Origin of the sequence: Pseudomonas taeanensis MS-3 (genome assembly GCF_000498575.2) — a bacterium.
Lineage (GTDB): Bacteria > Pseudomonadota > Gammaproteobacteria > Pseudomonadales > Pseudomonadaceae > Aquipseudomonas > Aquipseudomonas taeanensis.
The window spans coordinates 585614-612269 of record NZ_AWSQ01000001.1 but is presented as its reverse complement, the minus strand read 5'-3'; the positions used below and the strand labels follow the sequence as shown (position 1 = coordinate 612269).

Here is a 26656-nt window from a genome sequence, read left to right as displayed (position 1 = left end):
GAATCAGGGCTGCGGGAAGCGTGCACGGCGCTCCAGATCATCCAGGTCGATGTGGTTGCGCATGTACTGCTGGCTGGCATCGACCATGGGTTGATGATCCCAGCTCTTCAGCTTGCCCTTGGTCAGTGACTCGGCGACGAAGCGTCGACGGCGCTGGCTGGCGAGGGTGGCCTGATGGATCGCCGGGATGTCCCAGCGCTGGCGCGCGTCCTCGAGGAACTCGGTGAGCAGACCCTGGTGATCGGGCGACTGAGCCAGGTTCTCCAGCTCTTTCGGGTCATTGGCCACGTTGAACAACAGCAACGGGTCGACTTCGGAGTAGATGAACTTCCAGTCACCGCGGCGGATCATCATCAGCGGGCTGTTGGTGCCTTCACCCATGTACTCCCCGAGCACTTCATCGTGCCCACCGTTGCCTTGCAGGTGCGGCAGCAGGGAACGGCCATCGAGCGGCAAGCTCGGGTCTACGGCACCGCCGGCCAACTCCACCAGGGTCGGCAGCAGATCGGCAGTGGACATCGACTGACTGACCCGATGTGCGGCGAACTTACTCGGCGCATGGACCACGAAGGGCACACGTGCGGCCATCTCGAACCAGTGCATCTTGTACCAGAGGCCGCGTTCGCCAAGCATGTCACCGTGGTCGCCGGAGAAGATGATGATGGTGTCCTCGGCCAGGCCACAGTCACCCAAGGTCTTCAGCAGCTTGCCGATATTCGAGTCGATGTAGCTGCAGGCACCGAAATAGGCGCGCCGCGCGTCCCTGATTTTTTCCTTGGGCAGATCCTTACCCCACAGGTCGATGACCTTGAGGATGCGCTGCGAGTGCGGGTCGAGGTCCTGCTGGTCGATGTTGACCCCTGGCAGCGGAATGTCCTCGTCGCGGTACAGGCTCCAGAACTCTTCCGGAATGCAGTAGGGGTCGTGCGGGTGAGTCATCGACACGGTCAGGCAGAACGGCTGCTCGGCGTTCTCGCGGACATGGTTGTAGAGGTACTGTTGGGCCTTGAACACCACCTCCTCATCGAAATCCAGCTGGTTGGTGCGCACGGTGGGACCGGCCTGCAATACCGAGGACATGTTGTGGTACCAGCTCAGACGCTCTTCGGGCGCGTCCCAGTTCACCGCCCAGCCGTAGTCGGCCGGGTAGATGTCGCTGGTCAGGCGCTCCTCGTAGCCATGCAGCTGGTCCGGGCCGCAGAAATGCATCTTGCCGGACAGCGCCGTGTGGTAACCGAGGTTGCGCAGGTAGTGGGCATAGGTCGGCACGTCGCCGGGGAAGTCGGCGGCGTTGTCGTAGGCGCCGATCTTGCTCGGCAGCTGGCCGCTGACCAGAGTGAAGCGCGACGGCGCGCAGAGCGGGCTGTTGCAGTAAGCGGAATCGAATACCACGCCAGACTCGGCCAGGCGCACCAGGTTGGGCATCTTGATCGGCGAGGCCGGGTCATGGATGGGCAGGAGCGGCGCGGCCATCTGGTCGGCCATGATGAACAGAATATTGGGACGCTTCATGGCGGGTATTCCATATAAAAGAATTATGCGAAAGTGCTGTGGCTATCATCAAGCCAAAACAAAATCACGGTAAACCCGGCAGGAATACATAGCTTGGATAAGTACAGCTTATGTTAAGGGCAATCGAGGGCATCTCTCTGGATGCTTTGCGGGTGTTCGAGTCCGCCGCCCGCCAGTTGAGCTTTACCGCGGCAGCCGCCGAGCTGGGCAGCAGCCAGCCGGCGATCAGTCAGCAGATCAAGCGCCTGGAACAGCAGTTGGCGACTCGCCTGTTCGACCGGGTCTATCGCGGCATTGTCCTCACCGAAGCCGGTGAGTTGTTGTTGCGTTACGTGCAGGAAGGCCTCGAGGTGCTCGATGCCGGCCTCGCCGCGGTTAGTGCCGGGCAGCAGCGAGAAGTGCTGCAGGTGGCCACCGATTTCGCCGTTGCCGCTTATTGGCTGATGCCGCGTCTGCACCGCTTTCATCAGGCGCACCCCGATGTGGATGTCAGCCTGATCACCAGCGAGCGTGACTTCAGCAGCATGCCCCCGGAGATCGACGTGGCCATCGCCTTCGGTGACGGCCGCTTCAAACACGGCGAGGCCCACCTGTTGTTTGCCGAAGAGGTATTTCCGGTGTGCAGCCCGCAACTGCTCAAGGGTCAGTCATTGCCCCTGCAACCAGCGGCACTGGCGCAACTGCCCTTGCTGCATCTGCGTCCCGAAGTTCATACCCGCTGGTTCGACTGGAAGGGTCTGTTCCGCGCCATGAATATCGCCGAGGCGCCTAGCTCGGGCTTGCTGCGTTTCGATAACTACACGCTGTTGATTCAGGCCGCCATCGCCGGGCAAGGGGTGGCGATTGGCTGGCGTCATCTGGTCGATAACTTGCTCGCGCAGAATCTTTTGTGTCGCGTCTGTGCGCAGGAGGCACGCTCAGAGCTGGGCTATTACGTGGTCCTGCCCGAGCGTAAACGTCGCCAGCGCCTGACCCAGCGTTTCGTCGACTGGTTGCAGGTCGAACTGAGGGATGAAGGCGCACCCGCCTGAAACCTTCCGCCGAACGGACAAATACAGCGCTGTAGACGCCCTACACTCCAAGAACGCGAGCCGATTTTCGTATACTACGGCGGTCAGAACGCACAGTTCTGCCCTTCTCTCACCTATTCTTGTGAAGCAACCCGTGAAAATTCGTCATTCGATAGTAAGTCTGTTGCTGCTGTGCAGCGCGGCTGTAGTTGCGTCGAACCTTGAGGCCGCCGAAAAGGCCCCTGCCTATCAGGAGCTGGCTTCGGGCAGTGCCTTGGTGGTCGACCTGAAAACCAATCAGGTGCTGTATTCCAGCCATCCGGATGTGGTGGTGCCAATCGCCTCGGTGACCAAGCTGATGACCGCCATGGTCGCCCTGGATGCCAAGCTGCCGCTGGATCAACAATTGCCGATCGTTATCCGCGACACCGCAGAGATGCGCGGGGTGTTCTCGCGGGTGCGGGTGGGCAGCGAGATCAGCCGCCGCGACATGCTCCTGCTGGCGCTGATGTCTTCGGAAAACCGCGCGGCGGCCAGCCTGGCCCATCATTATCCGGGTGGGCACGCGGCCTTCGTCGCAGCGATGAACGCCAAGGCCCGCGCCTTGGGTATGAGCCGCAGCCACTTCGTCGAGCCGACCGGGTTGTCGGAGCGCAACGTCTCCAGTGCCAACGACCTGGTGCTGCTGCTCAAGGCCAGCCAGCAGTACCCGCTGATCGAGCAGTTCAGCACCACCCGCGAGCGCAGCGTGGCATTCCGCAAGCCCAATTACAGCCTGGGTTTTCGCAATACCAATCGCCTGGTGCATAAGACCGATTGGAGTATTCAGCTGACCAAGACCGGTTTCACCGACGAGGCCGGCCATTGTTTGGTGATGCGCACGGTCATGGCCAAGCGCCAAGTGGCGTTCGTGGTGCTCGATGCCTTCGGCAAATACACCCACATGGCCGACGCCAACCGCCTGAAGCGCTGGCTGGAAACCGGCAAGGTCAGCACCGTGCCGGCAGCAGCCCTGAGTTACAAGAAGCAGAAACTGGCGCAGCGTCAGTTGCAGGCTTCGCAGCCCTGATGCTTGAACGCTGTATCAATCTGCAGGGCTGAGCCTCATCGTTACTGTGATCTGGTTGCAGCCAGGCGAGGCTTCAAGCGCAGTAGCCGGTCAACAAGACGCGGGCTTCAGTAGGTGTGGTCCGGTTAGATTTCGCCCAGGTGCAGGCATGGGCACGATTACTGCTGGTTGTCCTTGCGTAGCCCGGATGCAATCCGGGCAGCGTCGGCAGCCGCCCAACCGTCCCCCTGATTGCATCCGGGCTACAAGGCTGTACTGCAAAGCCGCTGTTCCTCGCCGGAACAGCGGCTTTTTCATGGGCGGAACAGTTACAGGCCCAGTTCGCTCAACCCCGGGTGGTCGTCCGGGCGCCGTCCTTGCGGCCAATGGAACTTGCGCTCGGCGGCGCTGATCGGCAGGTCGTTGATGCTGGCGTAGCGCAAGCGCATCAGACCCTGTTCGTCGAACTCCCAGTTCTCGTTGCCGTAGGAGCGGAACCAGTTGCCCTCGGCATCGTGCCATTCGTAGGCGAACCGCACGGCAATGCGGTTGCCGTCATGGGCCCAGAGCTCCTTGATCAGGCGGTACTCCCGCTCGCGTTGCCATTTGCCTTCGAGGAAGGCCTGGATCTCGGCGCGGCCCTGGGGAAATTCGGCGCGGTTGCGCCAGCGGCTGTCGAGGGTATAGGCCAGGGCCACCCGCTGTGGGTCACGGCTGTTCCAGCCGTCTTCGGCCATGCGTACTTTCTGTATCGCTGTTTCGCGGGTAAAGGGCGGCAAGGGTGGACGGGTTTCGGCGTTATTCATGGGGTTGCCTCGCAGTAGTGGGCGGTGGATTAAAGCTCCAGCACCAGGCCGTTTGAGCCCTCGCTGGGATGCGCTGGGATGGCACAGCAGATCAGCACTTCACCGCTCGGCGGTAACTCGGCCGGCGGAATCGGGTAATGCACCTGGCCACTGACCAGGCGGGTGCTACAGGTGCCGCAGGAACCGCCCCGACAACTGAATTCCGGGCTCAGGCCATGACTCTCGGCCAGTTCCAGCAGGCTGCCGCCTTCGGGCGTCCAGCGCGCCTCCTTGGCCGACTGGGCAAACAGCACCGGCACCGGTCCCGTGGCTGCTGGCGGTTGTTCGATCAGCTCTGGGCCCGGGTCGGGCTGGCGGCGCAGGGTCGAGGGCCCGAAGCTTTCCGCGTGGATGCGCGCGTCAGCGATGCGCAGCGCACGCAGGCTGTCATACAAACCCTGGGTGAAGCGGCTCGGTCCACACAGGTAGAAATCGAAATCATCGAAGGGCAGCAGCGCCTTCAGCAGCGCGATGTCGATGCGTCCTGCCCGCTCGAAGTCCTTGCCTGCACGGGCATGCGCCTCCGGCTGGCTGAGCAGGCGCAGCACGCTCAGTGCATCACCGGCGCGGTTCATCAGTTCTGCCAGTTCATCCTTGAACGGTAGCTGAGCGAGGGTGCGCGCGCTCTGCACGAAGAAGGTGCGGCGTGTGCGGCGGATTCGTTGGCCCTGATAGACCACCTCGCGCAGCATCGACAGCAGGGGCGTCACCCCGACGCCAGCGGCCAGCAACACCAGCGGTCGTCGCTCGTCGGCAGCGACAACGAAGCTGCCTTGCGGTGCCCGCGCTTCGAGCAGGTCGCCCACCGTGACGTGCTCATGCAGGTAGCCGGACACCGCGCCTTCGCGTTTGACGCTGATGCGCCAGCAGTCATCCGAGGGCGCGCTGGACAGGCTGTAGGTGCGGATCAGCGTTGCCGAGGTACCCGGCAGTTGCAGGCGGATAGGCAGATGCTGACCGGCCTGAAACAGCGGCAAGCCAGCGCCGTCGACGGGCTCAAGATAGAACGAACGAATAGCCGCGCTTTCCTCCTCGATGCGCGTCACCCGTAGGTTGCGCCAGGTGTGGTGCATCGCTTCGGACTGCAGGCGTGGCTGGGTTTGGATCTGGGCCTGTGGCCAGGAACCGGTCATCAGGCTGTTCGGCGAAAAGCCCTGAAATGTCCAGCGTAGCGCCAGGGCGGCCGGGCGCCGTACCACTGCGCTGACGTGCAGCCGCCAGAGCCGTTCGGCGCCCTGAAAGGCCGCCACCTCGGGGCCATCGAAGATGATCTCGGTATGACCGCTGAGCTGCAGCAGATCGCCGTTGCTGAAGTCGATGAACAGCAGGCCGGCGCGCGGGTTGAGCAGCAGGTTGCCGAGGGTGTTGAAGTGCAGGTTGCCGGCGAAATCCGGAATGCTCAGGCAATCGCCCTCGACCTGAACGAAGCCGGCTTGGCCGCCGCGATGCGAGACGTCCACCGAGCGCCGCGCGGGGTCACCGTCCGGGTCAATATAGCTGGCGACGAAGCAGGTATCGGCGCCGCGAATCAGCTCGCGGGCGGCCTCGTCCAGCGCATCGAACCGCTGCTGCCGGAGGCCCTGTTGTGGCCCGGGTTCGCGGATGAAATTCGCCTCGCGTTGCTGGATATATTGCGGGCAGTTACCGAAGGCCTGCTCCACCTTCACACCGAAGCTGGTTGCGGAAGAGCCCGTCACATGGCCATTGAGGCGATTGCGCCGGCGGCTGTGCAGTTCGATGCCGAGCAGGCCGACCGCGGCGCCGTCGGCCAGGTTGGCCGCCGCCGGGTCGTTGGCGTCTGGTCGGCCATCCAGTTGCAGCAAGTGTGGCTCGGGGGCATGGGCAAAGCCTGGCAGGCCCTCGAGAATGCTGGCCCAGGGGTTGCCCTCGGCATCCACCGAGCCGAGCAGGATAAAGGGCAGTTGGCGGTAGAAGTCGCGGTGCTGCTCGGGCAGGTGATCGCGGATCACCCTGCGTCCGAACGCCTCCATGCGCTCGGCCACGCCGACGCGTTGCTGCAGGGTTTTTTCCCCGGCATGCCAGGGCGAAGAGGCGTTTTCGGGGCGCTGGGAAAACATCGCGGCGACTCCAGAACAATTCAGACGACAGTGCGCCGGCTACCGTGCGGGTGACCGGCGCCGCGAGTCAGGCTTGCAGACCGGCGGCCGTGCGCGGCATCGCTACGAAGTGCGGCAGCGCTTCGATGCGGGCCAGCCAGGCGCGCAGGTTGGGGTAGTCGGCCAGCGACACGTTGCCTTCCGGAGCGTGGGCGATATAGCTGTAGCTGGCGACATCGGCGATGCTCGGCTGCTCGCCGACCAGGTACTGTCGACCGCTCAATTCGGCTTCGATCACCTTGAGCAGGGCGTGGGCGTTGGCGATCACTTCTTCAGCGTTGTAGGGCGCGCCGAACACGGTGATCAGCCGTGCACGGGCCGGTCCCGCGGCGAGCGGCCCGGCGGCAATCGACAGCCAACGCTGCACGGCGGCGGCACCCGCGGCATCGCTCGGCAACCAGTGGACTTCGCCGTATTTCTGCGCCAGGTAAACCAGAATGGCATTCGAGTCGGCCAGCACGGTGCCGTTGTCGTCGATGACCGGCACCTGGCCGAAGGGGTTCATCGCCAGGAATTCTGGATGTTTGTGCGCGCCCTTGGTCAGGTCGACCAGCACGAACTCACTCGGCAGGCCGAGCAGCGACAGCATCAGCTCGACCCGGTGGGAGTGACCGGACAGGGGGAAACCAAAGAGTTTGATGGCTTTCTGGGACATGGGAGTCTCCGTGAGACGGTTGAATGAGTTATTCGGCGGTGACCGAAAAGCAGAGGCCGTGCCGATGTAAGTCATCTTCCTCCCACTGCATCAGAAGAAGAATCGCCATAAATGGCAATCCATTGTTTCACCAAATGCAATAAATGTTGGCAGGGAGCCTGCAGTTGCCATCAACCCTGTGTGAGCGCGGGGTGCTCACGTAATTTCGCCGCCGCGAAATCGACGAAGCTGCGCACCCGCGCAGCGGCCTTGCGCCCTTCCCGGTACAGCAGGTGGACCGGCTGGGGCGGTAGCTCGAAGGCATCCAGCACCGTCCTCAGTTGGCCCGCCTGCAGCTGGGCATGGACTTGATAGCTCATGCAGCGGGTCAGACCGGCGCCAGCACAGGCCGCGACAATCGCCGCCTGATGGGTGGCGCAGTTGAGGCGCGGGTGCAGGTTAACCGTCAGCGCCCGAGCGTTATTCTGGAAGCGCCATTCCGGCAGGCGCGTATCGGCACTCGCATGGATGATCCACGCGCTGCTCAGGCTCTGCGGTGTCTCAGGCTCACCTTGCTCGGCCAGATACGCCGGGCTGGCGCAGATCACATGACGAATGCTGCCGACCTTGAGGGCGTACAGCGACGAATCCGCCAGCTCGCCGACCTGGATCGCGACATCCACCCCGTCCTCGTGCAGGTTGGGCACGCGGTCCAGGTACTGGCCGAAAATCTGCACCTCGGGATAGACATCCAGGTAATCGAGCAGGATCGGCGTGAGCACTTGCTGGCCAAACAGCAGGGGCATGGCCAGGGTCAGCTGGCCGCGGGGGTGCACATGCAGGCCACTGGCGGAGGCTTCCGCCTCCGCCACTTCCTGGAGGATGCGTTGGCAGTCCAGGGCGAAGCGCTCACCGGCCTCGTTCGGCTGTACGCCGCGGGTGCTGCGGCTCAGTAATGGCGTGCCGAGGCGCTGCTCGAGCATGGCCATGGCGCGCGTCACCGTGGCCACGGAAATGTTCAGGCGGCGCGCCGCGGCGGCCAGGCTGAGGTCTTCGAACACGGCCTGGAATACCCGCATCTGTTGATAGCGGTCCATCGTCCGTCAGCCCCGGATCGGGGGGTTGAGTCCTGCGTCTGCGCGCAAACGCTCGACGCAGTAATCGACAAAGCTGCGCACCTTGGCCGGCACCGTGCGTCCGCCCTGATAGACCACGTGGATGGGCAGCGGTGGCGGCTCGAAACGTTCCAGCAGCAATTCCAGCTCGCCGGCGGTCACCTGGCTGGCGACCTGATAGGAAAGCACGCGGGTCAGACCCCAGCCCAGCTGTGCGGCATTGATCGCAGCCTGGTTGGCGCTGACGATCAGGCGGGCCTCAGGGCGAATGTTCAGGGTGCCCTCGGGCGCGCTGAACTGCCAATCGGTGAGCAGGCTGCTGCTGGCAGCGAGGACGATGCGCGCGGCGTGCAGGTCGCGCGGATGCTCTGGCCGACCGTGCCTTTGCAGGTAGGCCGGGGCCGCGCAGACCACCTGGCGTACCGTGCCGACCGGCACGGCGTGCAAGCCGCTGTCCGGCAGGTTGCCGATGCGCACGGCGACATCGATGCCTTCGTCGACCATGCTTGCCACGCGGTCGAGCAACAGGGCCTTGATCGTCACCGCCGGGTGCTGCTCGAGGTAGTCGACCATCAGCGGGGTGACGAACAGCTCGCCAAATAGCACCGGGGCGGTCAGTGTCAGCTGACCACGGGCGATGGCATGGCTGCCGGCCGCCGACTCTTCGGCCTCTTGCAGTTCGGCGAGAATCCGCCGGCAGTCTTCCACATAGCGCTGGCCCGCTTCGGTCAGGTGCACGCTGCGTGTAGTGCGCGCCAGCAGCAGCGTGCCGATGCGTTCTTCGAGGGCCGCCACCGCGCGGGTCACGCTGGGGGGCGACAGGTGCAAACGACGGGCGGCGGCGGCAAAGCCCTGTTCCTCGGCGACGGCGAGAAACACCTGCATTTCCTGAAACCTGTCCACTCGCGCGTCTCCTGCTTGGCTGGTCATTGCATTATGGACAACAGTACTCGGGTTTTGACTATGGTTATTCAGCATCTCAGCTAGTCAGGCTGGCGTTGATTGTCGCCTGCTGGTTCTGGGCACACAAAAAAGCCGCTACGCCTTGGCGGCTGTAGCGGCTTTGTTTGTCTCGCTAGTCTTACAGACGGGCGTTGCGCACCCCGTCGGCCAAGTCGCGGCACAGGCTCAACACGCCCTGCACGGCCTGCTCGCTGTCCTCGGCATGGGCGATCTGGTCGATCAGCGCCGAGCCGACCACCACGCCGTCGGCCAGACGGGCGATGGTCGCCGCGTGTTCCGGGGTGCGGATGCCGAAGCCGATGCTGATCGGCAACTCGGTATGCCGGCGCAGGCGCGCCACCGCCTGCTCGACGTGTTCCAGGGTCGCCGCGCCGGCACCGGTGACGCCCGCCACCGAGACGTAGTAGACGAAGCCGGAGCTGCCGTTGAGCACCTTGGGCAGGCGCGCATCGTCGGTGGTCGGGGTGGTCAGGCGGATGAAGTCCAGACCCGCCGCTTGCGCCGGGTCACACAGGTCTACGTTATGTTCCGGCGGCAGGTCGACCACGATCAGGCCGTCGACCCCGGACTCCTTGGCCTCGGAGATGAAGCGCTCGACGCCGTACTTGTGGATCGGGTTGAAATAGCCCATCAGCACCAGTGGCGTGTCCTGCTCGCCCTCGCGAAACTCGCGGACCATCTGCAGGGTCTTGGCCAGGTTCTGCTTGGCCGCCAGGGCGCGGATGTTGGCCAGCTGGATCGCCGGGCCGTCGGCCATCGGGTCGGTGAACGGCATGCCCAGCTCGATCACGTCGGCACCGGCCGCCGGCAGGCCCTTGAGGATCGCCAGCGAGGCGTCGTAGTTGGGGTCGCCAGCGGTGACGAAGGTCACCAGGGCGGCGCGGTTCTGTTGCTTCAGCTCGGCAAAGCGGCTCTGCAGGCGGCTCATGCTTGGTTCTCCAGTTCGCCCATATGGTGCATCACGGTTTGCATGTCCTTGTCGCCGCGGCCGGACAGGTTGACCACCATCAGGTGTTCCTTGGGCAGCGTCGGTGCGCGCTTGAACACTTCGGCCAGGGCGTGGGCGCTTTCCAGGGCCGGGATGATGCCTTCCAGGCGACAGCATTTGTGGAAGGCGTCGAGGGCTTCCTGGTCGGTCACCGAGGTGTATTCGACCCGGCCAATGTCATACAACCAGGCGTGTTCCGGGCCGATGCCGGGGTAGTCGAGGCCGGCGGAAATCGAGTGGGCGTCGATGATCTGACCGTCGTCGTCCTGCAGCAGGAAGGTGCGGTTGCCGTGCAGCACGCCCGGCACGCCGCCGTTGAGGCTGGCCGCGTGCTTGCCGGTGTCGATGCCGTAACCGGCCGCTTCGACGCCGACGATCTGTACGTCTTTATCATCGAGGAACGGATGGAACAGGCCCATGGCGTTGGAGCCGCCGCCGATGCAGGCGACCAGACTGTCTGGCAGGCGGCCTTCCTGGGTTTGCATCTGCTCGCGGGTTTCCTTGCCGATCACCGCCTGGAAGTCGCGCACCATCGCCGGGTAGGGGTGCGGGCCGGCCACGGTGCCGATCAGGTAGAAGGTACTGTCGACATTGGTTACCCAGTCGCGCAGTGCTTCGTTCATCGCATCCTTGAGGGTGCCGGTGCCGGCAACCACCGGAATCACCGTGGCACCCAGGAGCTTCATGCGGAACACATTGGCCTGCTGCCGCTCGATGTCGGTGGTGCCCATGTAGATCACGCAGTCCAGACCGAAGCGCGCGGCCACGGTGGCGGTGGCCACGCCGTGCATGCCGGCGCCGGTCTCGGCGATGATGCGTTTTTTACCCATGCGCCGGGCCAGGAGGATCTGGCCTATGCAGTTGTTGATCTTGTGCGCGCCGGTGTGGTTCAGCTCTTCGCGTTTGAGGTAGATCTTGGCGCCGCCGCAGTGCTCGGTCAGGCGCTCGGCGAAGTACAGCGGGCTGGGCCGACCGACGTAGTCGCGCTGGAAGTAGGCCAGTTCCTTGGCAAATTCCGGGTCGAGCTTGGCCTTCTCATACTCGGCGGCCAGGTCGTGGATCAGCGGCATCAGGGTTTCGGCGACGTATTGGCCGCCGAACGAGCCGAACAGGCCGTTGGCGTCGGGGCCGCTGCACAAAGAAGTCATGGTGTTCTCCTGCGGGTGTTGGGCATGTAGGCACCAGAGTGCTGGCTACCTACGACAATGGCCACAGGATAAGGCTGTGTGGCCTGGGACAAAAGCGATAAGATCGCCACAACCTGTCAGGAAAACTCACCTATGAGCCAGAGCCTTCCCCCCCTCAATGCCCTGCGCGCGTTCGAGGCGGCGGCCCGCCTGCAGAGCGTCAGTCAGGCTGCCGAGCAGCTGAACGTCACGCACGGTGCGGTCAGCCGGCAGATACGGGCGCTGGAAGAGCACCTCGGCGTGGCCTTGTTCGTCAAGGAAGGACGCGGCGTTAAACTCACAGACGCGGGTAGCCGGCTGCGCGATGTCAGCAGCGAGGCCTTCGCGCGTCTGCGCGCGGTGTGCGGCGAGTTACAGCAGGGCCAGGCCGAGGCGCCGTTCGTGTTGGCTTGCCCGGGCAGCCTGCTGGCGCGTTGGTTCATCCCGCGGCTGGATCGGCTCAACCGTGAGCTGCCGGAGTTGCGCCTGCAACTGTCGGCCAGCGAAGGTGAGCTGGACCCGCGGCGCGCCGGTGTCGACGCCACCCTATGGTTTGCCGAACCACCCTGGCCGGCGGACATGCAGGTGTTCGAGCTGGCCGCCGAGCGCATCGGCCCGGTGCTGAGTCCACGCTACGCACGTTTCGCCGAGCTGCATCAGGCGCCGGCCGCGGCGTTGCTCGGTGAACCCTTGCTACACACCAGTTCGCGGCCGCAGGCCTGGCCGAGTTGGGCGGCGGGCAATGCCCTGGACGCCGAGGCGCTCAGGCTGGGCCAGGGTTTCGAACATCTCTACTACCTGCTGGAAGCCGCTGCCGCTGGCCTTGGGGTGGCGATCGCACCGCAACAACTAGTGGCCGATGACCTTGCGGCGGGCCGCCTGGTGGCGCCCTGGGGCTTCGTCGAAACCCCCGCGTGCCTGGCTCTGTGGGTGCCTGCGCGCCGCCTGGACAAGCGTGCGCAGCAGTTGGCCGAGTGGTTGCGACGCGAACTGAGCGAGCGCTAGCGAGGCTTCGCTGGTTTTTTGACTATCGCGTTTGGTTTGGCCCTATATGCCAAATACTGGTCACGCGCCCGGTGCTTCTCGACTAGCGTTTAACTATCCCCTCGAGGAGAAACGCCATGTCTGACCACCACACCTATAAGAAAATCGAGATCGTCGGCTCTTCGCACAACAGCATTGATGAGGCGATCAACAATGCCTTGGCCGAATGCGCCAAGTCGATCCGCAACCTGGATTGGTTCGAAGTCGTCGAGACTCGCGGGCATATCGAAAACGGCAAGGTCGGCCATTACCAGGTGACCCTCAAGGTCGGTTTCCGCATCAGCAGCAGTTGAGTGCGGACGCTGGCCCGACTCCGCTACCGCTACCCTTGGTTGCAGCGCTGCTCGTGGCAATCAGGCACGAGCGGTACTGCTGGCCCGTTGTTCCCCGGTCCCGTACGGTTCGCGTTGAGTCGTTGTGCACTGCTCACCCTTGAAGTTACTTGAAACAAGCCCCACTAATTAACTCGGGTATTGCCGCTGACTGCGCCGATAGCTCCGATTAATCAAACAGGTAGGGCTGATGAGCGCTTTAGCACAGACGAAGATTTCCACCCTCGACCTCGCGCCGATTCGTGATGACGGCGGCCCTGCCCAGGCACTGAGCAATTCCCTGGCGCTGGCGCAGCATGTCGAGCGTCTCGGTTATAGCCGTTTCTGGGTGGCCGAACACCACAACATGGACGGCATCGCCAGCTCGGCGACCGCGGTGCTGCTCGGATATCTGGCGGCCAATACGTCGAGCATTCGCCTCGGCTCGGGTGGGGTGATGTTGCCCAATCACGCGCCCCTGGTGATCGCCGAACAGTTCGGCACTCTCGCCACCCTGTATCCGGGGCGTATCGACCTGGGCTTGGGCCGGGCGCCGGGCGCCGATCAGTTCACCGCCCAGGCGCTGCGTCGCGAACGCTCCGGCAGCGCCGATGACTTTCCCGAGGATGTGGCGGAGTTGCAGCGTTACTTGGGCCCGCGCACGCCGGACCAGCGGGTGATCGCCATGCCGGGCAGTGGTACCCAGGTGCCGATCTGGCTGCTCGGCTCCAGCCTGTTCAGTGCCCAGTTGGCCGGTGAGCGAGGCCTGCCTTATGCCTTCGCCTCACATTTCGCACCGCGCATGATGCACGAGGCGATTCGTGTCTACCGCAACCACTTCAAGCCCTCGGCGGTGCTCGATCAGCCCTACGTGATGCTCGGCGTGCCGCTGGTGGCGGCCGACAGCGACGAACAGGCGAACTACCTGGTGACCTCGGCCTACCAGCGCATCCTCGCCCTGATCCGTGGCCAGAGCCTGGTGCAACGGCCACCGGTGCAAAGCATGGACGGTCTGTGGCTACCGCATGAGAAGGAGGCGGTCGGCAGCTTTTTCGGCATGGCGGTGGTCGGTGGTCCGGAGAAAGTCCGCGCTCGCCTTGAGGTGTTGCTGGAGCAGACCGGCGCCGACGAGCTGATCTTCACCTGCGACCTGTACGAGTTTGCCGACCGCCTGCGCGCCTTCGAAATCCTCGCCCAGTTGCGCTAGCTCAGCCGTTGCGTTGCGGCCACTTGCGCTAGTGCGAGCTGATGCAGGGCAAATCGCGGCGAACTTGTGCGGGGTAAACCCCTCTGATCTCTGTGGCCCTTATGAAATGGAGAATCCAGATGAAGAAGACTGCATCGGCACATTGGCAAGGCGGTATCAAGGACGGCAAAGGCACGATTTCTACCCAGAGCGGGGCGTTGTCGAACAACCCTTATGGCTTTAACTCACGCTTCGAGAATCAGCCGGGGACCAATCCAGAGGAGCTGATCGGCGCGGCCCATGCCGGCTGTTTTTCCATGGCGCTGTCCAAGGAGCTGGGTGACTGCGGCATGACCGCCGAGAGTATCGAGACCAAGGCCGAGGTCACTCTGGACACGGTCGACGGCGGCTTTGTCATCAGCGCCGTGCACCTGTCGCTGCGGGCGAAAATCCCCGGTGCCAACCGTGAGGCCTTCGACAAGGCGGTGGAAACCGCGAAGAAAGGTTGTCCGGTGTCCAAGGTGCTGAATGCCAAGATTACCCTGGATTCCGTGCTCGACAGCTGATCACGGAGTGTCGCTGCTGGATTGCTGACGTTCGTAGCGATCCAGTAACGGCTGCGTGGTCAGACCGTGCAGCACGATGCTCATCGCCACCACCGACAGGGTGAGATTGATGCTGTCATCCACGGCGCCTTGCGCCAGCCCATGGTTCAGGGCATAGCTCAGGTAGTACAGACTGCCGATCCCACGAATGCCAAACCAGCCCAGCAGGTGTCGTTGCTGGGTGCTGACCGTCTTGACGCGCACCAGTAGCCAGACGCTCAACGGACGTATCACAGCGAACAGCGCCAGACCCAGCGGCACCGCACGCCAGTCCCAGTGCAGCGCCAGCAGCGCACCGAGGATGGTCACCAGCAACACCTCGAGGATGCGCTCCAGAATATGCCCGAAGGAGAGGATGTCCTTGATCAACACCCCGGCGGGGGCATGACCGTCTTCCAGGCTGCTGCGGGGCAACGTCGGCACCACCTCTTCGGCCGGTGTCGCTGAGCGCCCGGACGCGGCGACCTCAGCGTGACGCAGGCCGACCCCGGCGGCAAACGCCGAGAGAAAGCCCCAGGCGCCGAGACTCTCGGCGATAAAGTAGGACAGCGCAATCAACGCCAGGGCGAGAAAGTCGTTGGGTGATACGGCCGCATCGGCATGCCGGGTGCGCAGGTAAATTGCCAGCCGACCTACGCTTCGACCCAGGTAAAAACCGATCAGCAGGCCGGCCGGCACCGCCCACAGCAGACGCAGCACGGTCCAGTCGAGCAGCCAGCCACTGGTGCTTTCGCCCTGTTCGATAAACAACAAGGCAAAGATCACGAAAGGGAACGCCACGCCATCGTTGAAGCCCGCCTCACCGGACAAACCGTAGCGTACCCGGTCGTAATCCCGCGCATGACTGACCTGCACCAGGCTCGCCAGTACCGGGTCGGTCGGCGCCAGTAGGGCGCCGATCAGCAGCGATGTGCCTAAGCTCAGTTGCAGCCCGTAATGGCACACCAGCGTGACGCCGAGGATGCAGGCCAGCATCACCGGTCCGGCCAGCAGGTAGGCACTGAACCAGGCCGAATGACGAAAGGCCAGGCGCAGCTTCATGCCGCCGATGAACAATGAAACCAGCACCACCACTTCGGTCAGGTGCTCCATCCAGCTGGCGATGTGCAGGAAGTCGACCTGCCACAAGCCCAGTCCCAGCGGACCGATCGCCAGGCCAAAGACCAAGTAAACCGTCGAGGTGGTGACGGGCAGCCAGCGTAAATAGGCCGATGCCAGGGTCAGGATCAGCAGCAAGCTGCCAAGCACCGCCATCCAGTGCAAAAAGCTCATAGGTTTAAGTCGCCTTACAGGTCCCTGGCTGACAACGATAGCCTGCTTTGCTCAGAGCCATTCAGCGTGGCCGCACTGTGCTTATCCGCGTTGCGGGCGGGCCTCGCGTTCAAGTCCGACGCCCATTTGTGTGCGTTGTTGCACTCAGAAGGTGCCGCAGCGCAGTACCCGGCCGCGCGCCAGTACATTGCGCTGGTCGTCATACAGCCAGGCCTGGGCTTTGCTCACCAGCGGTCGGGCTTCCAGGCGGTAACGTTGACCGGCGGCGAAATCGGCATAGCGCACGCGGATCTCGCAGGTGCGTTGCTCGGGTTCGGACGACATGATATTGCCGCCGCCCCCGCCCGGTACTTCGAACTGGAAGCGCGCCAGCAGTTCATGGGAGCCGGGCGGTACCTGGAAGTAACGGCCATCGTTGAGGCGGTTGCCATCGAGTCGGTCGGCCATCAGCAAATCGCTGGCGGTGGTGGATAGCTCGACCCAGGCGTGTCCTGGATCGTGCGGCGGCACCGGCGAGGCGCAAGCGTTGAGTAATACTAGGCTGGCAAGCAGGCTTAAGCGGTACATGGCGGTCTCCGAAAGCTAGCAGTTGAGTTCAGCTTACGCCGATCCGGTGCTGGAGGCAGTGCGCACAATGCGCTAGCGTGGCCGGCATGACGCATAGCATGACGTTCTTTCCTATCGACTCAGTGCGCTGGCGCTGGGTTCCGCTATTGGCGGCGCTGCTGCTGGGCGGCTGCGGCACGCTCGACTACTACGGCCACCTGGCGCGTGGTCAGCTGCAATTGCTGCAGGCGCGGCAACCGATCAACCGCCTGCTCGATGACCCGCAGGTTTCGCCGCAGCTGCGCCAACGTCTGGCCCTGGCTCAGCAGGCGCGCAGTTTCGCCAGCGCTGCCCTGGGCCTGCCGGATAACCGCAGTTACCGCCTGTATGCCGATGTGCAACGGCCTTATGTGCTGTGGAACCTGTTCGCCACGCCCGAGTTCTCCCTCAAGCCCGAACTGCACTGTTTCCCCATCGCCGGATGCGTGGCCTACCGCGGCTATTACCAGCAGAGTCGCGCTCGCGGGGCTGCGGCGTTGCTCAAACAGCGCGGCTTCGATACCTACCTGGGCGGCGTCGAAGCCTATTCGACCCTGGGCTGGTTCGACGATCCGATCCTCAACACCATGTTGCGTTGGAGCGATGAGCGGCTGATTGCAGTGATCTTTCATGAGCTGGCCCATCAGCAGCTGTATGTCAGCGACGACACCGCCTTCAATGAGTCCTTCGCCACCTTCGTCGAACGCGAAGGTTCGCGTCAGTGGCGTGCGGCCCGTGGTTTGGCGCCCGCAGACCTGCACGGCAGCGAGCAACGCGAGCAGTTCACCGCGCTGGTCCTGGCCAGCCGAGCCCGACTGGAGCGGCTGTATGCCAGCGAGCTGCCGGTGCCGGTCATGCGCGCCGCCAAGCAGGCCGAGTTCGAGCGCCTGCGCGCCGACTACCGAACGCTACGCGATCGCCAGTGGGGCGGCAGCGGGCGCTACGATGCCTGGATCGAGGCGCCGCTGAACAACGCCAAGCTGCTGCCGTTCGGCCTTTACGATCAGTGGGTACCGGCGTTCGCCGCCCTGTTCGTCCAGGTACAGGGTGATTGGCCGCTGTTCTACCGGCGCGTGGCGACCCTGGGCGCGCTGCCGATCGAGGCGCGAACCGAGGCGCTGCAAGCCTTGCAGGATGCCGGCTAGAACTTGCCCCAGGCTTGACCAGTCCAACACCTACGAGTCTCGCAAAACACAGGCGGTGTGCAATGAACAGATGGAGCGTGCTGTTGCTGTTGGGTCTGCTGAGTGGCGCGGCATTGGCGGCGCCGAAACCCTGCGAGGAGCTGAAGCAGGAGATCGAAGTGAAGATCCAGGCCGCCGGCGTGGTCAGCTACACCCTGGAGATTGTGCCCAACGACGAAGTGCATGACGAGAACCTGGTGGTCGGCAGTTGCGATGGCGGCAGCAAGAAGATCATCTACCAGAAAAACGGCTAGTGGCTTGTACGGTTAGTTGGTTAACTCAAGTTCGGATGACTGAGGTTCCGAGACAAGGCGCTGCGACGAGCCATAGCGAGCTATGGCGAGGAGTGGCAACGCAGTATCGGGGCATCAGGCGCCGAAATTGACTAATTGAACCAGCCACACAGGCCACTAGGGGCCTGAGCTGGCAGCGCAGGGGTAGTGGGAGCGGTCTTGACCGCGAAGGTCGTCAGTCCGGCTCAACTGTGTGAGGCCATAGATATTTCCCGGACTAGGCCACCTACAGCGTGCCGGCGGCCTAGGTCATAAACGCCCGGTGCAGTTCTGCCAGTGTCTGGAAGTGGTAGGTCGGCGCCTCGGCCCGCAACTCTTCGGCGCTGCCGAAGCCATAGCCCACCGCCGCCGCATCCACACCGTTGCGCCGGGCGCCGATCAGGTCGTGTTTGCGGTCGCCGATCATCAGGCAGTCTGCCGCGCTCAGGCCTTCCTGCTCGAGCAGGTGGCGAATCAACTCGACCTTGTCGGTGCGTGTGCCATCCAGCTCGCTGCCGTAGACCACTTCGAAGTGCCGGGCAAAGTCGAAATGCCGGGCAATTTGCTCGGCAAACAGCGTCGGTTTGCTGGTGGCGATATACAGGCGGCGATCCTGGGCCTGGAGCAATTGCAGCAGTGGGTCGACTCCTGCGAACACGCGGTTTTCGTACAGGCCGACTTCGGCGAAGCGTTCGCGATAATGCGCTACCGCCTGCCAGGCAGTGGCTTCGTCCAACTCATAGCTGTGCATGAAACACTGCAGCAACGGCGGGCCGATGAAGTGCTCCAGCGCCCGCAGATCAGGCTCGTCGATGCCCAGCCGGCTCAGGGCGAACTGCACCGAGCGGGTGATGCCTTCGCGCGGGTCGGTGAGGGTGCCGTCGAGGTCGAAGAGGATGTTCTGGTAGTGCATGGATACCTGGTGGCCTGTGTGGCAAGTTCAATCAGTCAATTTCGGCGTCTGAGGCCCCGATACTGCGTTGCCGCACCTCGCCATAGCCTGCTATGACTCGTCGCAGCGCCTGGTCTCGGAACCTCAGTCATCCGAACTTGAGTTAACCAACTAGCCGTACAGCCCACTAGTCGGCTGGTCTGCCTCGGCTCAGTTGGACGAGTAGCCTTCCATCAAATGCTGGTCCTTCAGGCGTACGTAGTTGGCGGCGCTGTAGCTGAAGTAGCTGCGCTCCTTCTCGCTCAACGGACGAGCCTGCTTGGCTGGGCTGCCGACGTACAAATAGCCGCTCTCCAGGCGCTTGCCCGGCGGTACCAGGCTGCCGGCGCCGAGCACCACTTCGTCCTCGATTACCACGCCGTCCATGACGATGCTGCCCATGCCGATCAGCACCCGGTTGCCGACGTTGCAGCCGTGCAGGGTGACCTTGTGGCCGATGGTCACATCGTCGCCGATATTCAGCGGATAGCCGCCGGGGTTGAAGGGCCCGGCATGGGTGATGTGCAGCACGCTGCCATCCTGCACGCTGGAACGCTCGCCGATGCGGATGCTATGCATGTCGCCGCGGATCACTACCAGCGGCCAGACCGAGCTGTCATCGCCGATTTCCACATCGCCGAGGACCACGGCGGAAGCATCGACAAACACCCGCTCGCCGAGTAGCGGAGTGAACTGTTGGTAACTGCGTATCGACACGATAGAAACCTCTTAAGCTGCGGTAAGCGCTGATTGTAATTAAGATAGCGGGCATATCCGCTGACATCCTGGTCTTGCAGGCCCAGTGAAAGCGTAGCGAGCAAAGGTCAGGCAAGGCGAAAACAGCTGAGAAAGCGCAGTTTACGAGCTGTAAATGAGCATTTCGAAGCTGTTTTTAACGCTGCATGACCGAGCGCAGTAGTTTTCACCAGGCCTGCTTGGAGCCTTTTGCTCCGCTGGGGGGTCACAGCATGCAACCCATTTCGATACAGGTGCCCTGTCTTGACTGCCAATAACCCCCTGCTGCACTCCTTCGACCTGCCACCGTATTCAGCTATCCGGCCCGAGCATGTCGAGCCGGCGGTGGATGCGATTCTCGCCGATAACCGCGCAGCGATCGGCGAACTCTTGAGTAAACAGTCTGGCACACCGAGCTGGGATGGTCTGGTGCTAGTGCTCGATGAGTTGCATGAGCGCCTCGGCCGTGCCTGGGGACCGGTCAGCCACCTGAATGCGGTGTGCAACAACGCCGAACTGCGCGCCGCCTACGAGGCTTGCCTGCCCAAGCTGTCCGAGTACTGGACCGAACTGGGGCAGAACCGTGCGCTGTACCAGGCCTATGACGCGCTGGCCAGAAGTCCCGATGCGACCTCGTTCGAGGTGGCGCAGACGACCATCCTGGAACACGCCCTGCGCGACTTTCATCTGTCCGGCATCGATCTGCCTGAGGCCGAGCAGCAGCGCTATGGCGCCATCCAGATGAAGCTGTCCGAGCTGGCCAGCCGCTTCTCCAACCAGCTGCTGGATGCCACCCAGGCCTGGACCAAGCACGTCACCGATGAAGCGGCGCTGGCCGGCCTGACCGACTCGGCCAAGGCGCAGATGGCCCAGGCAGCCAAGGCCAAGGACCTCGACGGCTGGCTGATCAGCCTGGAGTTCCCCAGCTACTTCGCGGTGATGACCTACGCCGACGACCGCGCCCTGCGCGAAGAGCTGTACGCCGCCTACTGTACCCGCGCCTCTGATCAAGGGCCGAACGCCGGCCAGCACGACAACGGCCCGGTGATGGAGGAGATTCTCGGCCTGCGCCAGGAACTGGCCAAGCTGCTCGGTTTTGCCAGCTACGCCGATCTGAGCCTGGCGACCAAGATGGCCGAAACCCCGGACCAGGTGCTGCACTTCCTGCGCGACCTGGCGCAGCGCAGCAAACCCTTCGCCGTTCAGGACTTGCAGGAGCTGCAAGCCTTCGCCGCCGAGCAGGGCTGCGCCGATCTGCAGAGCTGGGACGTCGGTTACTACGGCGAGAAGTTGCGCGAGCAGCGCTACAGCATCTCCCAGGAAATCCTCCGCGCCTACTTCCCGATCGACAAGGTATTGAGCGGCCTGTTCGCCATCGTCGAGAAGCTCTACGGTATCCAGATCGAGGAGCTCAGCGGCTTCGACGCCTGGCACCCGGACGTGCGCCTGTTCCAGATCAGCGAGAATGGCGCGCCGGTCGGCCGCTTCTTCTTCGACCTCTACGCCCGCGCCAACAAGCGTGGCGGTGCCTGGATGGACGGCGCCCGCGACAAGCGCCGCGCCGCCTCGGGCGAGCTGATCAGCCCGGTGGCCAACCTGGTGTGCAACTTCACTCCGCCAGTCGCTACTGCGGCGGTGAACGGTAAGCCAGCGCTGCTGACCCACGACGAAGTCACCACCCTGTTCCACGAATTCGGCCACGGCCTGCACCACCTGCTGACCCGCGTCGAACATGCCGGCGCTTCGGGGATCAACGGCGTGGCCTGGGATGCGGTCGAGCTGCCGAGCCAGTTCATGGAGAACTGGTGCTGGGAGCCGGAAGGCCTGGCGCTGATCTCCGCTCACTATGAGAGCGGTGAGCCGCTGCCCCAGGACCTGCTGGACAAGATGCTGGCGGCGAAGAACTTCCAGTCCGGGCTGATGATGGTGCGCCAGTTGGAGTTCTCGCTGTTCGACTTCGAGCTGCACGCCACCCACGGCGACGGTCGCAGCGTGCTTGAGGTGCTCGAAGGTATTCGCGACGAGGTTTCGGTGCTGCGACCGCCGGCCTACAACCGCTTTCCCAACAGCTTCGCGCACATCTTCGCCGGCGGTTACGCGGCCGGTTACTACAGTTACAAGTGGGCCGAGGTGCTGTCCGCCGATGCCTTCTCCCGGTTCGAGAAAGAGGGCGTGTTCAACAGCGAGACCGGCCGCGCCTTCCGCGAGGCGATCCTCGCCCGTGGCGGCTCGCAGGAACCGATGCAGCTGTTCGTCGACTTCCGTGGTCGTGAGCCGCGCATCGACGCCTTGCTCCGCCACCTCGGCCTGAGTCAGGAGGCAGCATGAGCGATGCACCCGTCAACGTGAGCAAGAAACGCTTTATCGCCGGCGCCGTGTGCCCGGCGTGCAGCGCCATGGACAGCATCAAGATGTGGGACGAAGACGGCGTGCCGCACCGCGAGTGCGTGGGCTGCGGCTATGTCGACACCCTCAATGCCCAGGGGCAGTCGGTGCCCAAGGAGCTGGGCACACGGGTCAGCGCCGCGCCGGCCAAACCCGCCGACACCAAGGTGCAGGCGGTGCAGTTCTTCCCCAATCCGAAACTGAAGAAGCCGACGGAGTAAACCCGCCCGGTCTCGTAGCCTGGATAAGCACCAGCGTAATCCGGGGGAGCGTTTCCCGGGTTGCGCCCAGGCCACGGTCTGGTTCAGCGTGTCGATTTTGCCCCTGGGTAATCGACTAGCAGGTAGTCACGGTCATTATCGACCGTGCCTCCAGCCGAGGAGAGCTGCCATGTCGCGCATACAAAGAATCAACCCCTGCCTGTGGTTCGATGACCAGGCCGAACAGGCCGTCGCGTTGTACCTGTCCATCTTTGCCAATTCGCGGATCGTCAGCCTCTCGCGCTACGGCGAAGCGGGACGCGAGCTCCACGGCAAGGCGCCGGGCACGGTGATGGCCGTGGCCTTCGAACTGGATGGCCAGGCCTTTACCGCACTCAACGGCGGACCGGCGTTCCGCTTCAACGAGGCCATCTCGCTGCAGGTCAATTGCCAGACTCAGGACGAAGTGGATCACTACTGGGAAGCACTTTGTGCGGGCGGCGATCCGGCTGCGCAACAGTGCGGCTGGCTCAAGGATCGCTATGGCCTGTCCTGGCAGATCGTGCCCAGCGTGTTGCCGGAGCTGCTCAGTGACCCCGACCCGAGCAAGTCGCAACGGGTCATGACGGCGCTGCTACAGATGCGCAAGCTCGACATCGCCACGCTGCAACAGGCATATGCCGGCTAACCGCACGCGGCGGGCGCTAATCCAGACTAGGGAGCTTGGTTCACCTCGTGCCTCGGATCTGCATGGAGGGCAGCGACGACAGGCACTTGGTGATAGCGATTAAATACTGTATCTATATACAGTATTTAATCGAGGACTCGCCATGTCCGTTTCCCTGCCGCCACGTGGTCGCGGTACTGCCAGCAACCCGCATAACCGCTTCGCGCCGACCCGCATCATCGCCACTGACGATGGCTGGTTTGACGAGGTGCCGCCGAGTCGCGCCACCGAGGTGCGCGCGGAAACAGCCAAGACCATCATCACTCGCAACCAATCGCCGGACCTGCCCTTCGACCGTTCGATCAACCCCTATCGCGGCTGCGAGCACGGCTGTATTTATTGTTACGCACGGCCCAGTCATGCCTACTGGGACATGTCGCCGGGCATCGATTTCGAGACCAAGCTGATCGCCAAGACCAACGCCGTGGCGCTGCTCGAACAGCAGCTGTCCAAGCCCGGTTACGTCTGCGCGCCGATCAACCTGGGCTCAAACACTGACCCTTACCAGCCGATCGAGCGTCAGCAGCAACTGACCCGCAACAGCCTCAAGGTGCTGCTCGACTACCGCCATCCGGTGACCATCGTCACCAAGGGTTCGCTGATCCTGCGCGACCTCGACCTGCTCAGCCAGTTGGCCGAACAGCGTCTGGTCGCGGTGATGATCAGCCTGACCACTCTCGACGATGAACTGAAACGCATCATGGAGCCGCGCGCGGCGGCGCCGGCGGCGCGTTTGCGGGCGATCCGGGTGCTGCGCGACAAGCGCATTCCGGTGGGCGTGCTCTGTGCGCCGATGATTCCGATGATCAACGACAGCGAGCTGGAACATCTGCTGGCCGAGGCGAAGAACGCCGGGGCGCAGAGCGCTGCCTACATGTTCCTGCGGCTGCCGCGCGAGGTGGCGCCGTTGTTCGAGGAATGGCTGCAGGCGCATTACCCGCAACGCGCCGAGCATGTGCTCAGCCTGATCCGCCAGAGCCGCGGCGGTGAGCTGTACGACAGCCGGTTTGGCTCACGCATGCGCGGTGAAGGCGCATTCGCCCAGCTGTTGGCGCAGCGTTTCACGGTGGCGCTCAAGCGTCTGGGGCTCAATCGTCGCGAGAGCTTCAACCTGGACTGCTCGCGCTTCTGCCCGCCGGGTGGGCAGCTGGCCTTGTTATAAGCGCAGCGGAGCATTCGACACGTGCCTGCCCTGCCTGTGTTGGATGTGCTTAAATTAATACTTGAGGCTGACAAACTTCACTGCACGCAGGCCTTGCCATCCACCGTCGCCCGGCTTGGCCAGGATGCAGTGTTCCGCCGCGAGCTCCGAGCCAGCGCAGGCGCGTTCTGCTGCGCAGCATGAGCCACCAAAAATTGACCGCGAACCATGACCCGTACAGTCCGTGTACCCGACCCCTCCTTCGAGTTGATGGATGATCACGAAGGCCACTCGCTGATCTATCGTCAGCATGGCTTTCCCTGCCCGCTGGTACGTTGGCATTTCCACAAGGAGTACGAGCTGCACCTGATCGTCGCCAGTTCCGGCAAGGTATTCATCGGCGATTACATCGGCAACTTTTCCCCGGACAGCCTGTTCCTCACCGGGCCTAACCTGCCGCACAACTGGATCAGCCAGGCCGCCGAGGGCGAGGATTTCGCCGAGCGCGACATGCTGGTCAATTTCACCGACAAGGTACTGGACCGCGGCATCGCGGTGTTCGACGAGCTGAAAAGCCTGGCACCGTTGCTGGCGCGGGCGCAGTTCGGCATCGAGTTCCGCGATCCGCGCTGCATCCGCGAGGCGCGGCAGCTGCTGCAGAAGATCGCCGACTCCCAAGGCGCCACCCGCCTCGGCCACTTCTTCATCCTCCTTGAGCTGCTGGCCGCCAGCGAGGACTACCAACTGCTCTCCGGCCGGCTCCCCACGCAACCGGCTGATGAGCTGCATGTCGACCGCATCAACCGCGCGGTGGACTACATCTTCCAACGCTATGCTCAGGACCTGAGCCAGGAAGAGGTAGCGGAGTATCTGGGCATGACCCCGACCTACTTCTCGCGCTTCTTCAAGCACGCCACCGGGCGCGGCTTCGTCGAGTTCGTCAATCGCCTGCGGGTGAGCAAATCCTGCGAGCTGCTGAGCAAGAGCGACATGCCAGTGACCGAGATCTGTTTCGAGTCCGGCTTCAGCAATATTTCCAACTTCAACCGACGCTTCCATGCGCTCAAGGGTATGACGCCATCCGACTACCGCAAGCAGGTGGCGCAGCGGTTGACCGAGCAAAACCTGTACTGATTTGTCGGTGAGCTTGCTGGGCTTGCCTGATTTTATTGAGCTGCAGCAGGGTTTCTGGATTTCGCGCTGATTGTTCAGTGCAAAAACGTATCTGTTTAGGTGCAGCCAAGGATTTGTTCGAGGCTGACTCTGGGGGTGTAATGCAGGTCGACTAATACAAAAACAATATCGATCTCCGGTCGCTGTAGCGACGCAGGAGAGGAGTTCAAAACAATGAACCATTCAGCTAAAGCCTTAGTTACTGTTTCCTGCCTGTCCCTGTCGGCGTTCGCCTACGCCGCCGAAAACCTGACCATCGCCACGGTCAACAACAGCGACATGATCCGCATGCAGCGGCTCTCGAAAACCTTCGAAGAGCAGAACCCGCAGATCAACCTGAAGTGGGTGGTGCTCGAAGAGAATGTCCTGCGCCAGCGCCTGACCACCGATATCGCCACCAAGGGCGGCCAGTTCGACGTGCTGACCATCGGCATGTACGAGGCCTCGTTGTGGGGCGAGAAAGGCTGGCTTGAGCCAATGACCGACCTGCCGGCCGACTATGCGCTCGATGATGTCTTCCCCTCCGTACGCGAAGGCCTGTCGGTCAAGGGCAAGCTGTACGCCCTGCCGTTCTACGCCGAAAGCTCGATCACCTACTACCGCACCGACCTGTTCGAGCAGGCGGGGCTGAACATGCCCGACTATCCGACGTGGGAGCAGATGGGCGAGTTCGCCGCCAAGCTGCACAAGCCGGAGCAGGAGCAATACGGTATCTGCCTGCGTGGCAAGGCCGGCTGGGGCGAGAACATGGCGCTGATCAGTACCGTGGCCAACGCTTACGGTGCGCGCTGGTTCGACGAGCAATGGCAGCCCGAATTCACTGGCAGCGAGTGGAAGCAGGCGCTGAACTTCTACGTCGACACCATGAAGCATTACGGCCCGCCGGGCGCCTCCAGCAACGGCTTCAACGAGAACCTGGCGCTGTTCAACAGCGGCAAGTGTGCGCTGTGGGTGGATGCCAGCGTGGCGGGCTCCTTCGTCACCGACAGCAGCCAGAGCAAGATTGCCGACCAGGTTGGCTTCAGCCATGCGCCGCAGCAGGTCACCGACAAGGGTTCGGCCTGGTTGTATTCCTGGGCGCTGGGGATTCCCACCAGCTCCAAGTCCAAGGCCGCGGCCAAGCTCTTCAGCGCCTGGGCCACTTCCCAGGAGTACGCCAAGCTGGTCGCCGAGACCGATGGCGTGGCCAACGTGCCACCGGGCACCCGCGCCTCGACCTATAGCGATGCCTACATGGCCGCCGCGCCGTTCGCCAAGGTCACCCTGGAATCCTTGAAGCAGGCCGACCCGGCGAATCCGACGCTCAAGCCGGTGCCCTATGTCGGTATTCAGTTGGTCACCATTCCTGAGTTCCAGGCCATCGGTACCCAGGTCGGCATGCAGTTCACCGCAGCGCTCACCGGCCACATGTCGGTCGACCAGGCGCTCATGGCGGCCCAGCAGTCCACAGCGCGTGAGATGAAACGCGCGGGCTATCCGAAGTAGCCCACCTCCCATAGGCCGTCCA

Annotated in this window: 26 protein-coding genes; 14 read left to right on the top strand and 12 right to left on the bottom strand. The window is 63.3% G+C overall.

From position 1 onward, the window contains the following. Positions 1-3: 3 nt before the first annotated feature. A complete protein-coding gene (gene betC, locus TMS3_RS02610) occupies positions 4-1512 on the bottom strand; it encodes a choline-sulfatase (protein ID WP_025163689.1) in 1509 nt (502 codons plus the stop codon). Positions 1513-1622: 110 nt separating this feature from the next. On the opposite strand from betC, the gene TMS3_RS02605 reads away from it, so the two are divergent. Continuing rightward, complete coding sequence (locus TMS3_RS02605) at positions 1623-2543, top strand: choline sulfate utilization transcriptional regulator (protein ID WP_025163688.1); 921 nt, start codon at positions 1623-1625, stop codon at positions 2541-2543. Between the two features lie 133 nt (positions 2544-2676). Then, positions 2677-3591: a D-alanyl-D-alanine endopeptidase gene (gene pbpG, locus TMS3_RS02600; protein ID WP_025163687.1), complete on the top strand. Its 915-nt coding sequence runs from the start codon at positions 2677-2679 to the stop codon at positions 3589-3591. A gap of 308 nt (positions 3592-3899) precedes the next feature. Here the strand turns inward: pbpG and TMS3_RS02595 are convergent, their stop codons facing one another. From TMS3_RS02595 to trpB, 7 genes are all read right to left on the bottom strand, one after another. Further along, positions 3900-4376 carry a nuclear transport factor 2 family protein gene (locus TMS3_RS02595; RefSeq protein WP_025163686.1) on the bottom strand — a complete coding sequence of 159 codons (477 nt, stop codon included), beginning with the start codon at positions 4374-4376 and terminating at the stop codon, positions 3900-3902. A 29-nt stretch (positions 4377-4405) separates the two neighbouring features. After that, the gene (locus tag TMS3_RS02590) at positions 4406-6493 is read right to left on the bottom strand and encodes a 2Fe-2S iron-sulfur cluster-binding protein (RefSeq protein ID WP_025163685.1); all 2088 of its coding nucleotides are present in this window, start codon (positions 6491-6493) and stop codon (positions 4406-4408) included. 67 nt (positions 6494-6560) lie between these two features. Continuing rightward, positions 6561-7187 carry a glutathione S-transferase family protein gene (locus TMS3_RS02585; protein ID WP_025163684.1) on the bottom strand — a complete coding sequence of 209 codons (627 nt, stop codon included), beginning with the start codon at positions 7185-7187 and terminating at the stop codon, positions 6561-6563. Between the two features lie 170 nt (positions 7188-7357). Next, positions 7358-8263 carry a LysR family transcriptional regulator gene (locus TMS3_RS02580; protein WP_025163683.1) on the bottom strand — a complete coding sequence of 302 codons (906 nt, stop codon included), beginning with the start codon at positions 8261-8263 and terminating at the stop codon, positions 7358-7360. 6 nt (positions 8264-8269) lie between these two features. Next, positions 8270-9184 (bottom strand): LysR family transcriptional regulator, encoded by a 915-nt coding sequence (locus TMS3_RS02575; RefSeq protein WP_025163682.1) that lies wholly within the window; start codon positions 9182-9184, stop codon positions 8270-8272. A 178-nt stretch (positions 9185-9362) separates the two neighbouring features. After that, positions 9363-10172, bottom strand: coding sequence for a tryptophan synthase subunit alpha (gene trpA / locus TMS3_RS02570; protein WP_025163681.1), 810 nt, complete (start codon positions 10170-10172; stop codon positions 9363-9365). Beyond that, the gene (gene trpB, locus TMS3_RS02565; protein ID WP_025163680.1) at positions 10169-11380 is read right to left on the bottom strand and encodes a tryptophan synthase subunit beta; all 1212 of its coding nucleotides are present in this window, start codon (positions 11378-11380) and stop codon (positions 10169-10171) included. Before trpB ends, trpA begins: the two co-directional genes overlap by 4 nt. A gap of 132 nt (positions 11381-11512) precedes the next feature. On the opposite strand from trpB, the gene TMS3_RS02560 reads away from it, so the two are divergent. The 4 genes from TMS3_RS02560 to TMS3_RS02545 all read left to right on the top strand — a co-directional run bounded on the left by TMS3_RS02560 (position 11513) and on the right by TMS3_RS02545 (position 14505). Continuing rightward, entirely contained in the window at positions 11513-12403 is an 891-nt protein-coding gene (locus tag TMS3_RS02560; RefSeq protein WP_025163679.1) for a LysR family transcriptional regulator, read from the top strand. Positions 12404-12519: 116 nt separating this feature from the next. After that, complete coding sequence (locus tag TMS3_RS02555) at positions 12520-12735, top strand: dodecin (protein ID WP_025163678.1); 216 nt, start codon at positions 12520-12522, stop codon at positions 12733-12735. Positions 12736-12964: 229 nt separating this feature from the next. Further along, entirely contained in the window at positions 12965-13960 is a 996-nt protein-coding gene (locus TMS3_RS02550) for an LLM class flavin-dependent oxidoreductase (protein ID WP_025163677.1), read from the top strand. 119 nt (positions 13961-14079) lie between these two features. Then, positions 14080-14505 (top strand): OsmC family protein, encoded by a 426-nt coding sequence (locus tag TMS3_RS02545; protein WP_025163676.1) that lies wholly within the window; start codon positions 14080-14082, stop codon positions 14503-14505. On the opposite strand, the gene TMS3_RS02540 is transcribed toward TMS3_RS02545, so the two are convergent. Then, positions 14506-15816 carry a cation:proton antiporter gene (locus TMS3_RS02540; RefSeq protein WP_025163675.1) on the bottom strand — a complete coding sequence of 437 codons (1311 nt, stop codon included), beginning with the start codon at positions 15814-15816 and terminating at the stop codon, positions 14506-14508. 144 nt (positions 15817-15960) lie between these two features. Next, positions 15961-16383: a PA0061/PA0062 family lipoprotein gene (locus TMS3_RS02535; RefSeq protein ID WP_025163674.1), complete on the bottom strand. Its 423-nt coding sequence runs from the start codon at positions 16381-16383 to the stop codon at positions 15961-15963. A 98-nt stretch (positions 16384-16481) separates the two neighbouring features. Here TMS3_RS02535 and TMS3_RS02530 point away from each other — a divergent pair, with 98 nt between their 5' ends. Both TMS3_RS02530 and TMS3_RS02525 read left to right on the top strand, forming a co-directional pair. After that, positions 16482-17546, top strand: a complete 1065-nt coding sequence (locus tag TMS3_RS02530) for an aminopeptidase (RefSeq protein WP_043301802.1) — start codon at positions 16482-16484, stop codon at positions 17544-17546. Positions 17547-17608: 62 nt separating this feature from the next. Continuing rightward, positions 17609-17839: a DUF1161 domain-containing protein gene (locus TMS3_RS02525; protein WP_025163672.1), complete on the top strand. Its 231-nt coding sequence runs from the start codon at positions 17609-17611 to the stop codon at positions 17837-17839. 283 nt (positions 17840-18122) lie between these two features. Here the strand turns inward: TMS3_RS02525 and TMS3_RS02520 are convergent, their stop codons facing one another. Both TMS3_RS02520 and TMS3_RS02515 read right to left on the bottom strand, forming a co-directional pair. Then, positions 18123-18770 (bottom strand): HAD family hydrolase, encoded by a 648-nt coding sequence (locus TMS3_RS02520; RefSeq protein ID WP_025163671.1) that lies wholly within the window; start codon positions 18768-18770, stop codon positions 18123-18125. 189 nt (positions 18771-18959) lie between these two features. Further along, positions 18960-19505 carry a gamma carbonic anhydrase family protein gene (locus tag TMS3_RS02515; protein ID WP_025163670.1) on the bottom strand — a complete coding sequence of 182 codons (546 nt, stop codon included), beginning with the start codon at positions 19503-19505 and terminating at the stop codon, positions 18960-18962. A 282-nt stretch (positions 19506-19787) separates the two neighbouring features. Here TMS3_RS02515 and prlC point away from each other — a divergent pair, with 282 nt between their 5' ends. The 6 genes from prlC to TMS3_RS02485 all read left to right on the top strand — a co-directional run bounded on the left by prlC (position 19788) and on the right by TMS3_RS02485 (position 26634). Beyond that, positions 19788-21851: an oligopeptidase A gene (prlC, locus tag TMS3_RS02510; RefSeq protein ID WP_025163669.1), complete on the top strand. Its 2064-nt coding sequence runs from the start codon at positions 19788-19790 to the stop codon at positions 21849-21851. Next, positions 21848-22129: a YheV family putative zinc ribbon protein gene (locus TMS3_RS02505; protein WP_025163668.1), complete on the top strand. Its 282-nt coding sequence runs from the start codon at positions 21848-21850 to the stop codon at positions 22127-22129. Before prlC ends, TMS3_RS02505 begins: the two co-directional genes overlap by 4 nt. Positions 22130-22298: 169 nt before the next feature. Further along, positions 22299-22796: a VOC family protein gene (locus TMS3_RS02500; protein ID WP_025163667.1), complete on the top strand. Its 498-nt coding sequence runs from the start codon at positions 22299-22301 to the stop codon at positions 22794-22796. A 142-nt stretch (positions 22797-22938) separates the two neighbouring features. Further along, complete coding sequence (locus TMS3_RS02495) at positions 22939-23997, top strand: PA0069 family radical SAM protein (RefSeq protein ID WP_025163666.1); 1059 nt, start codon at positions 22939-22941, stop codon at positions 23995-23997. 207 nt (positions 23998-24204) lie between these two features. Next, a complete protein-coding gene (locus TMS3_RS02490) occupies positions 24205-25110 on the top strand; it encodes an AraC family transcriptional regulator (protein ID WP_025163665.1) in 906 nt (301 codons plus the stop codon). A 213-nt stretch (positions 25111-25323) separates the two neighbouring features. After that, positions 25324-26634, top strand: coding sequence for an ABC transporter substrate-binding protein (locus TMS3_RS02485; protein WP_025163664.1), 1311 nt, complete (start codon positions 25324-25326; stop codon positions 26632-26634). Positions 26635-26656 lie beyond the last annotated feature (22 nt).

Bases quoted from the DNA above. Each gene is read 5' to 3' on its own strand.
- betC (WP_025163689.1), bottom strand. From the start codon at position 1,512: ATGAAGCGTCCCAATATTCTGTTCATCATGGCCGACCAGATGGCCGCG.
- TMS3_RS02605 (WP_025163688.1), top strand. From the start codon at position 1,623: ATGTTAAGGGCAATCGAGGGCATCTCTCTGGATGCTTTGCGGGTGTTC.
- TMS3_RS02595 (WP_025163686.1), bottom strand. From the start codon at position 4,376: ATGAATAACGCCGAAACCCGTCCACCCTTGCCGCCCTTTACCCGCGAA.
- TMS3_RS02590 (WP_025163685.1), bottom strand. From the start codon at position 6,493: ATGTTTTCCCAGCGCCCCGAAAACGCCTCTTCGCCCTGGCATGCCGGG.
- TMS3_RS02585 (WP_025163684.1), bottom strand. From the start codon at position 7,187: ATGTCCCAGAAAGCCATCAAACTCTTTGGTTTCCCCCTGTCCGGTCAC.
- TMS3_RS02580 (WP_025163683.1), bottom strand. From the start codon at position 8,263: ATGGACCGCTATCAACAGATGCGGGTATTCCAGGCCGTGTTCGAAGAC.
- trpA (WP_025163681.1), bottom strand. From the start codon at position 10,172: ATGAGCCGCCTGCAGAGCCGCTTTGCCGAGCTGAAGCAACAGAACCGC.
- trpB (WP_025163680.1), bottom strand. From the start codon at position 11,380: ATGACTTCTTTGTGCAGCGGCCCCGACGCCAACGGCCTGTTCGGCTCG.
- TMS3_RS02560 (WP_025163679.1), top strand. From the start codon at position 11,513: ATGAGCCAGAGCCTTCCCCCCCTCAATGCCCTGCGCGCGTTCGAGGCG.
- TMS3_RS02555 (WP_025163678.1), top strand. From the start codon at position 12,520: ATGTCTGACCACCACACCTATAAGAAAATCGAGATCGTCGGCTCTTCG.
- TMS3_RS02550 (WP_025163677.1), top strand. From the start codon at position 12,965: ATGAGCGCTTTAGCACAGACGAAGATTTCCACCCTCGACCTCGCGCCG.
- TMS3_RS02545 (WP_025163676.1), top strand. From the start codon at position 14,080: ATGAAGAAGACTGCATCGGCACATTGGCAAGGCGGTATCAAGGACGGC.
- TMS3_RS02540 (WP_025163675.1), bottom strand. From the start codon at position 15,816: ATGAGCTTTTTGCACTGGATGGCGGTGCTTGGCAGCTTGCTGCTGATC.
- TMS3_RS02535 (WP_025163674.1), bottom strand. From the start codon at position 16,383: ATGTACCGCTTAAGCCTGCTTGCCAGCCTAGTATTACTCAACGCTTGC.
- TMS3_RS02530 (WP_043301802.1), top strand. From the start codon at position 16,482: ATGACGTTCTTTCCTATCGACTCAGTGCGCTGGCGCTGGGTTCCGCTA.
- TMS3_RS02525 (WP_025163672.1), top strand. From the start codon at position 17,609: ATGAACAGATGGAGCGTGCTGTTGCTGTTGGGTCTGCTGAGTGGCGCG.
- TMS3_RS02520 (WP_025163671.1), bottom strand. From the start codon at position 18,770: ATGCACTACCAGAACATCCTCTTCGACCTCGACGGCACCCTCACCGAC.
- TMS3_RS02505 (WP_025163668.1), top strand. From the start codon at position 21,848: ATGAGCGATGCACCCGTCAACGTGAGCAAGAAACGCTTTATCGCCGGC.
- TMS3_RS02500 (WP_025163667.1), top strand. From the start codon at position 22,299: ATGTCGCGCATACAAAGAATCAACCCCTGCCTGTGGTTCGATGACCAG.
- TMS3_RS02495 (WP_025163666.1), top strand. From the start codon at position 22,939: ATGTCCGTTTCCCTGCCGCCACGTGGTCGCGGTACTGCCAGCAACCCG.
- TMS3_RS02490 (WP_025163665.1), top strand. From the start codon at position 24,205: ATGACCCGTACAGTCCGTGTACCCGACCCCTCCTTCGAGTTGATGGAT.
- TMS3_RS02485 (WP_025163664.1), top strand. From the start codon at position 25,324: ATGAACCATTCAGCTAAAGCCTTAGTTACTGTTTCCTGCCTGTCCCTG.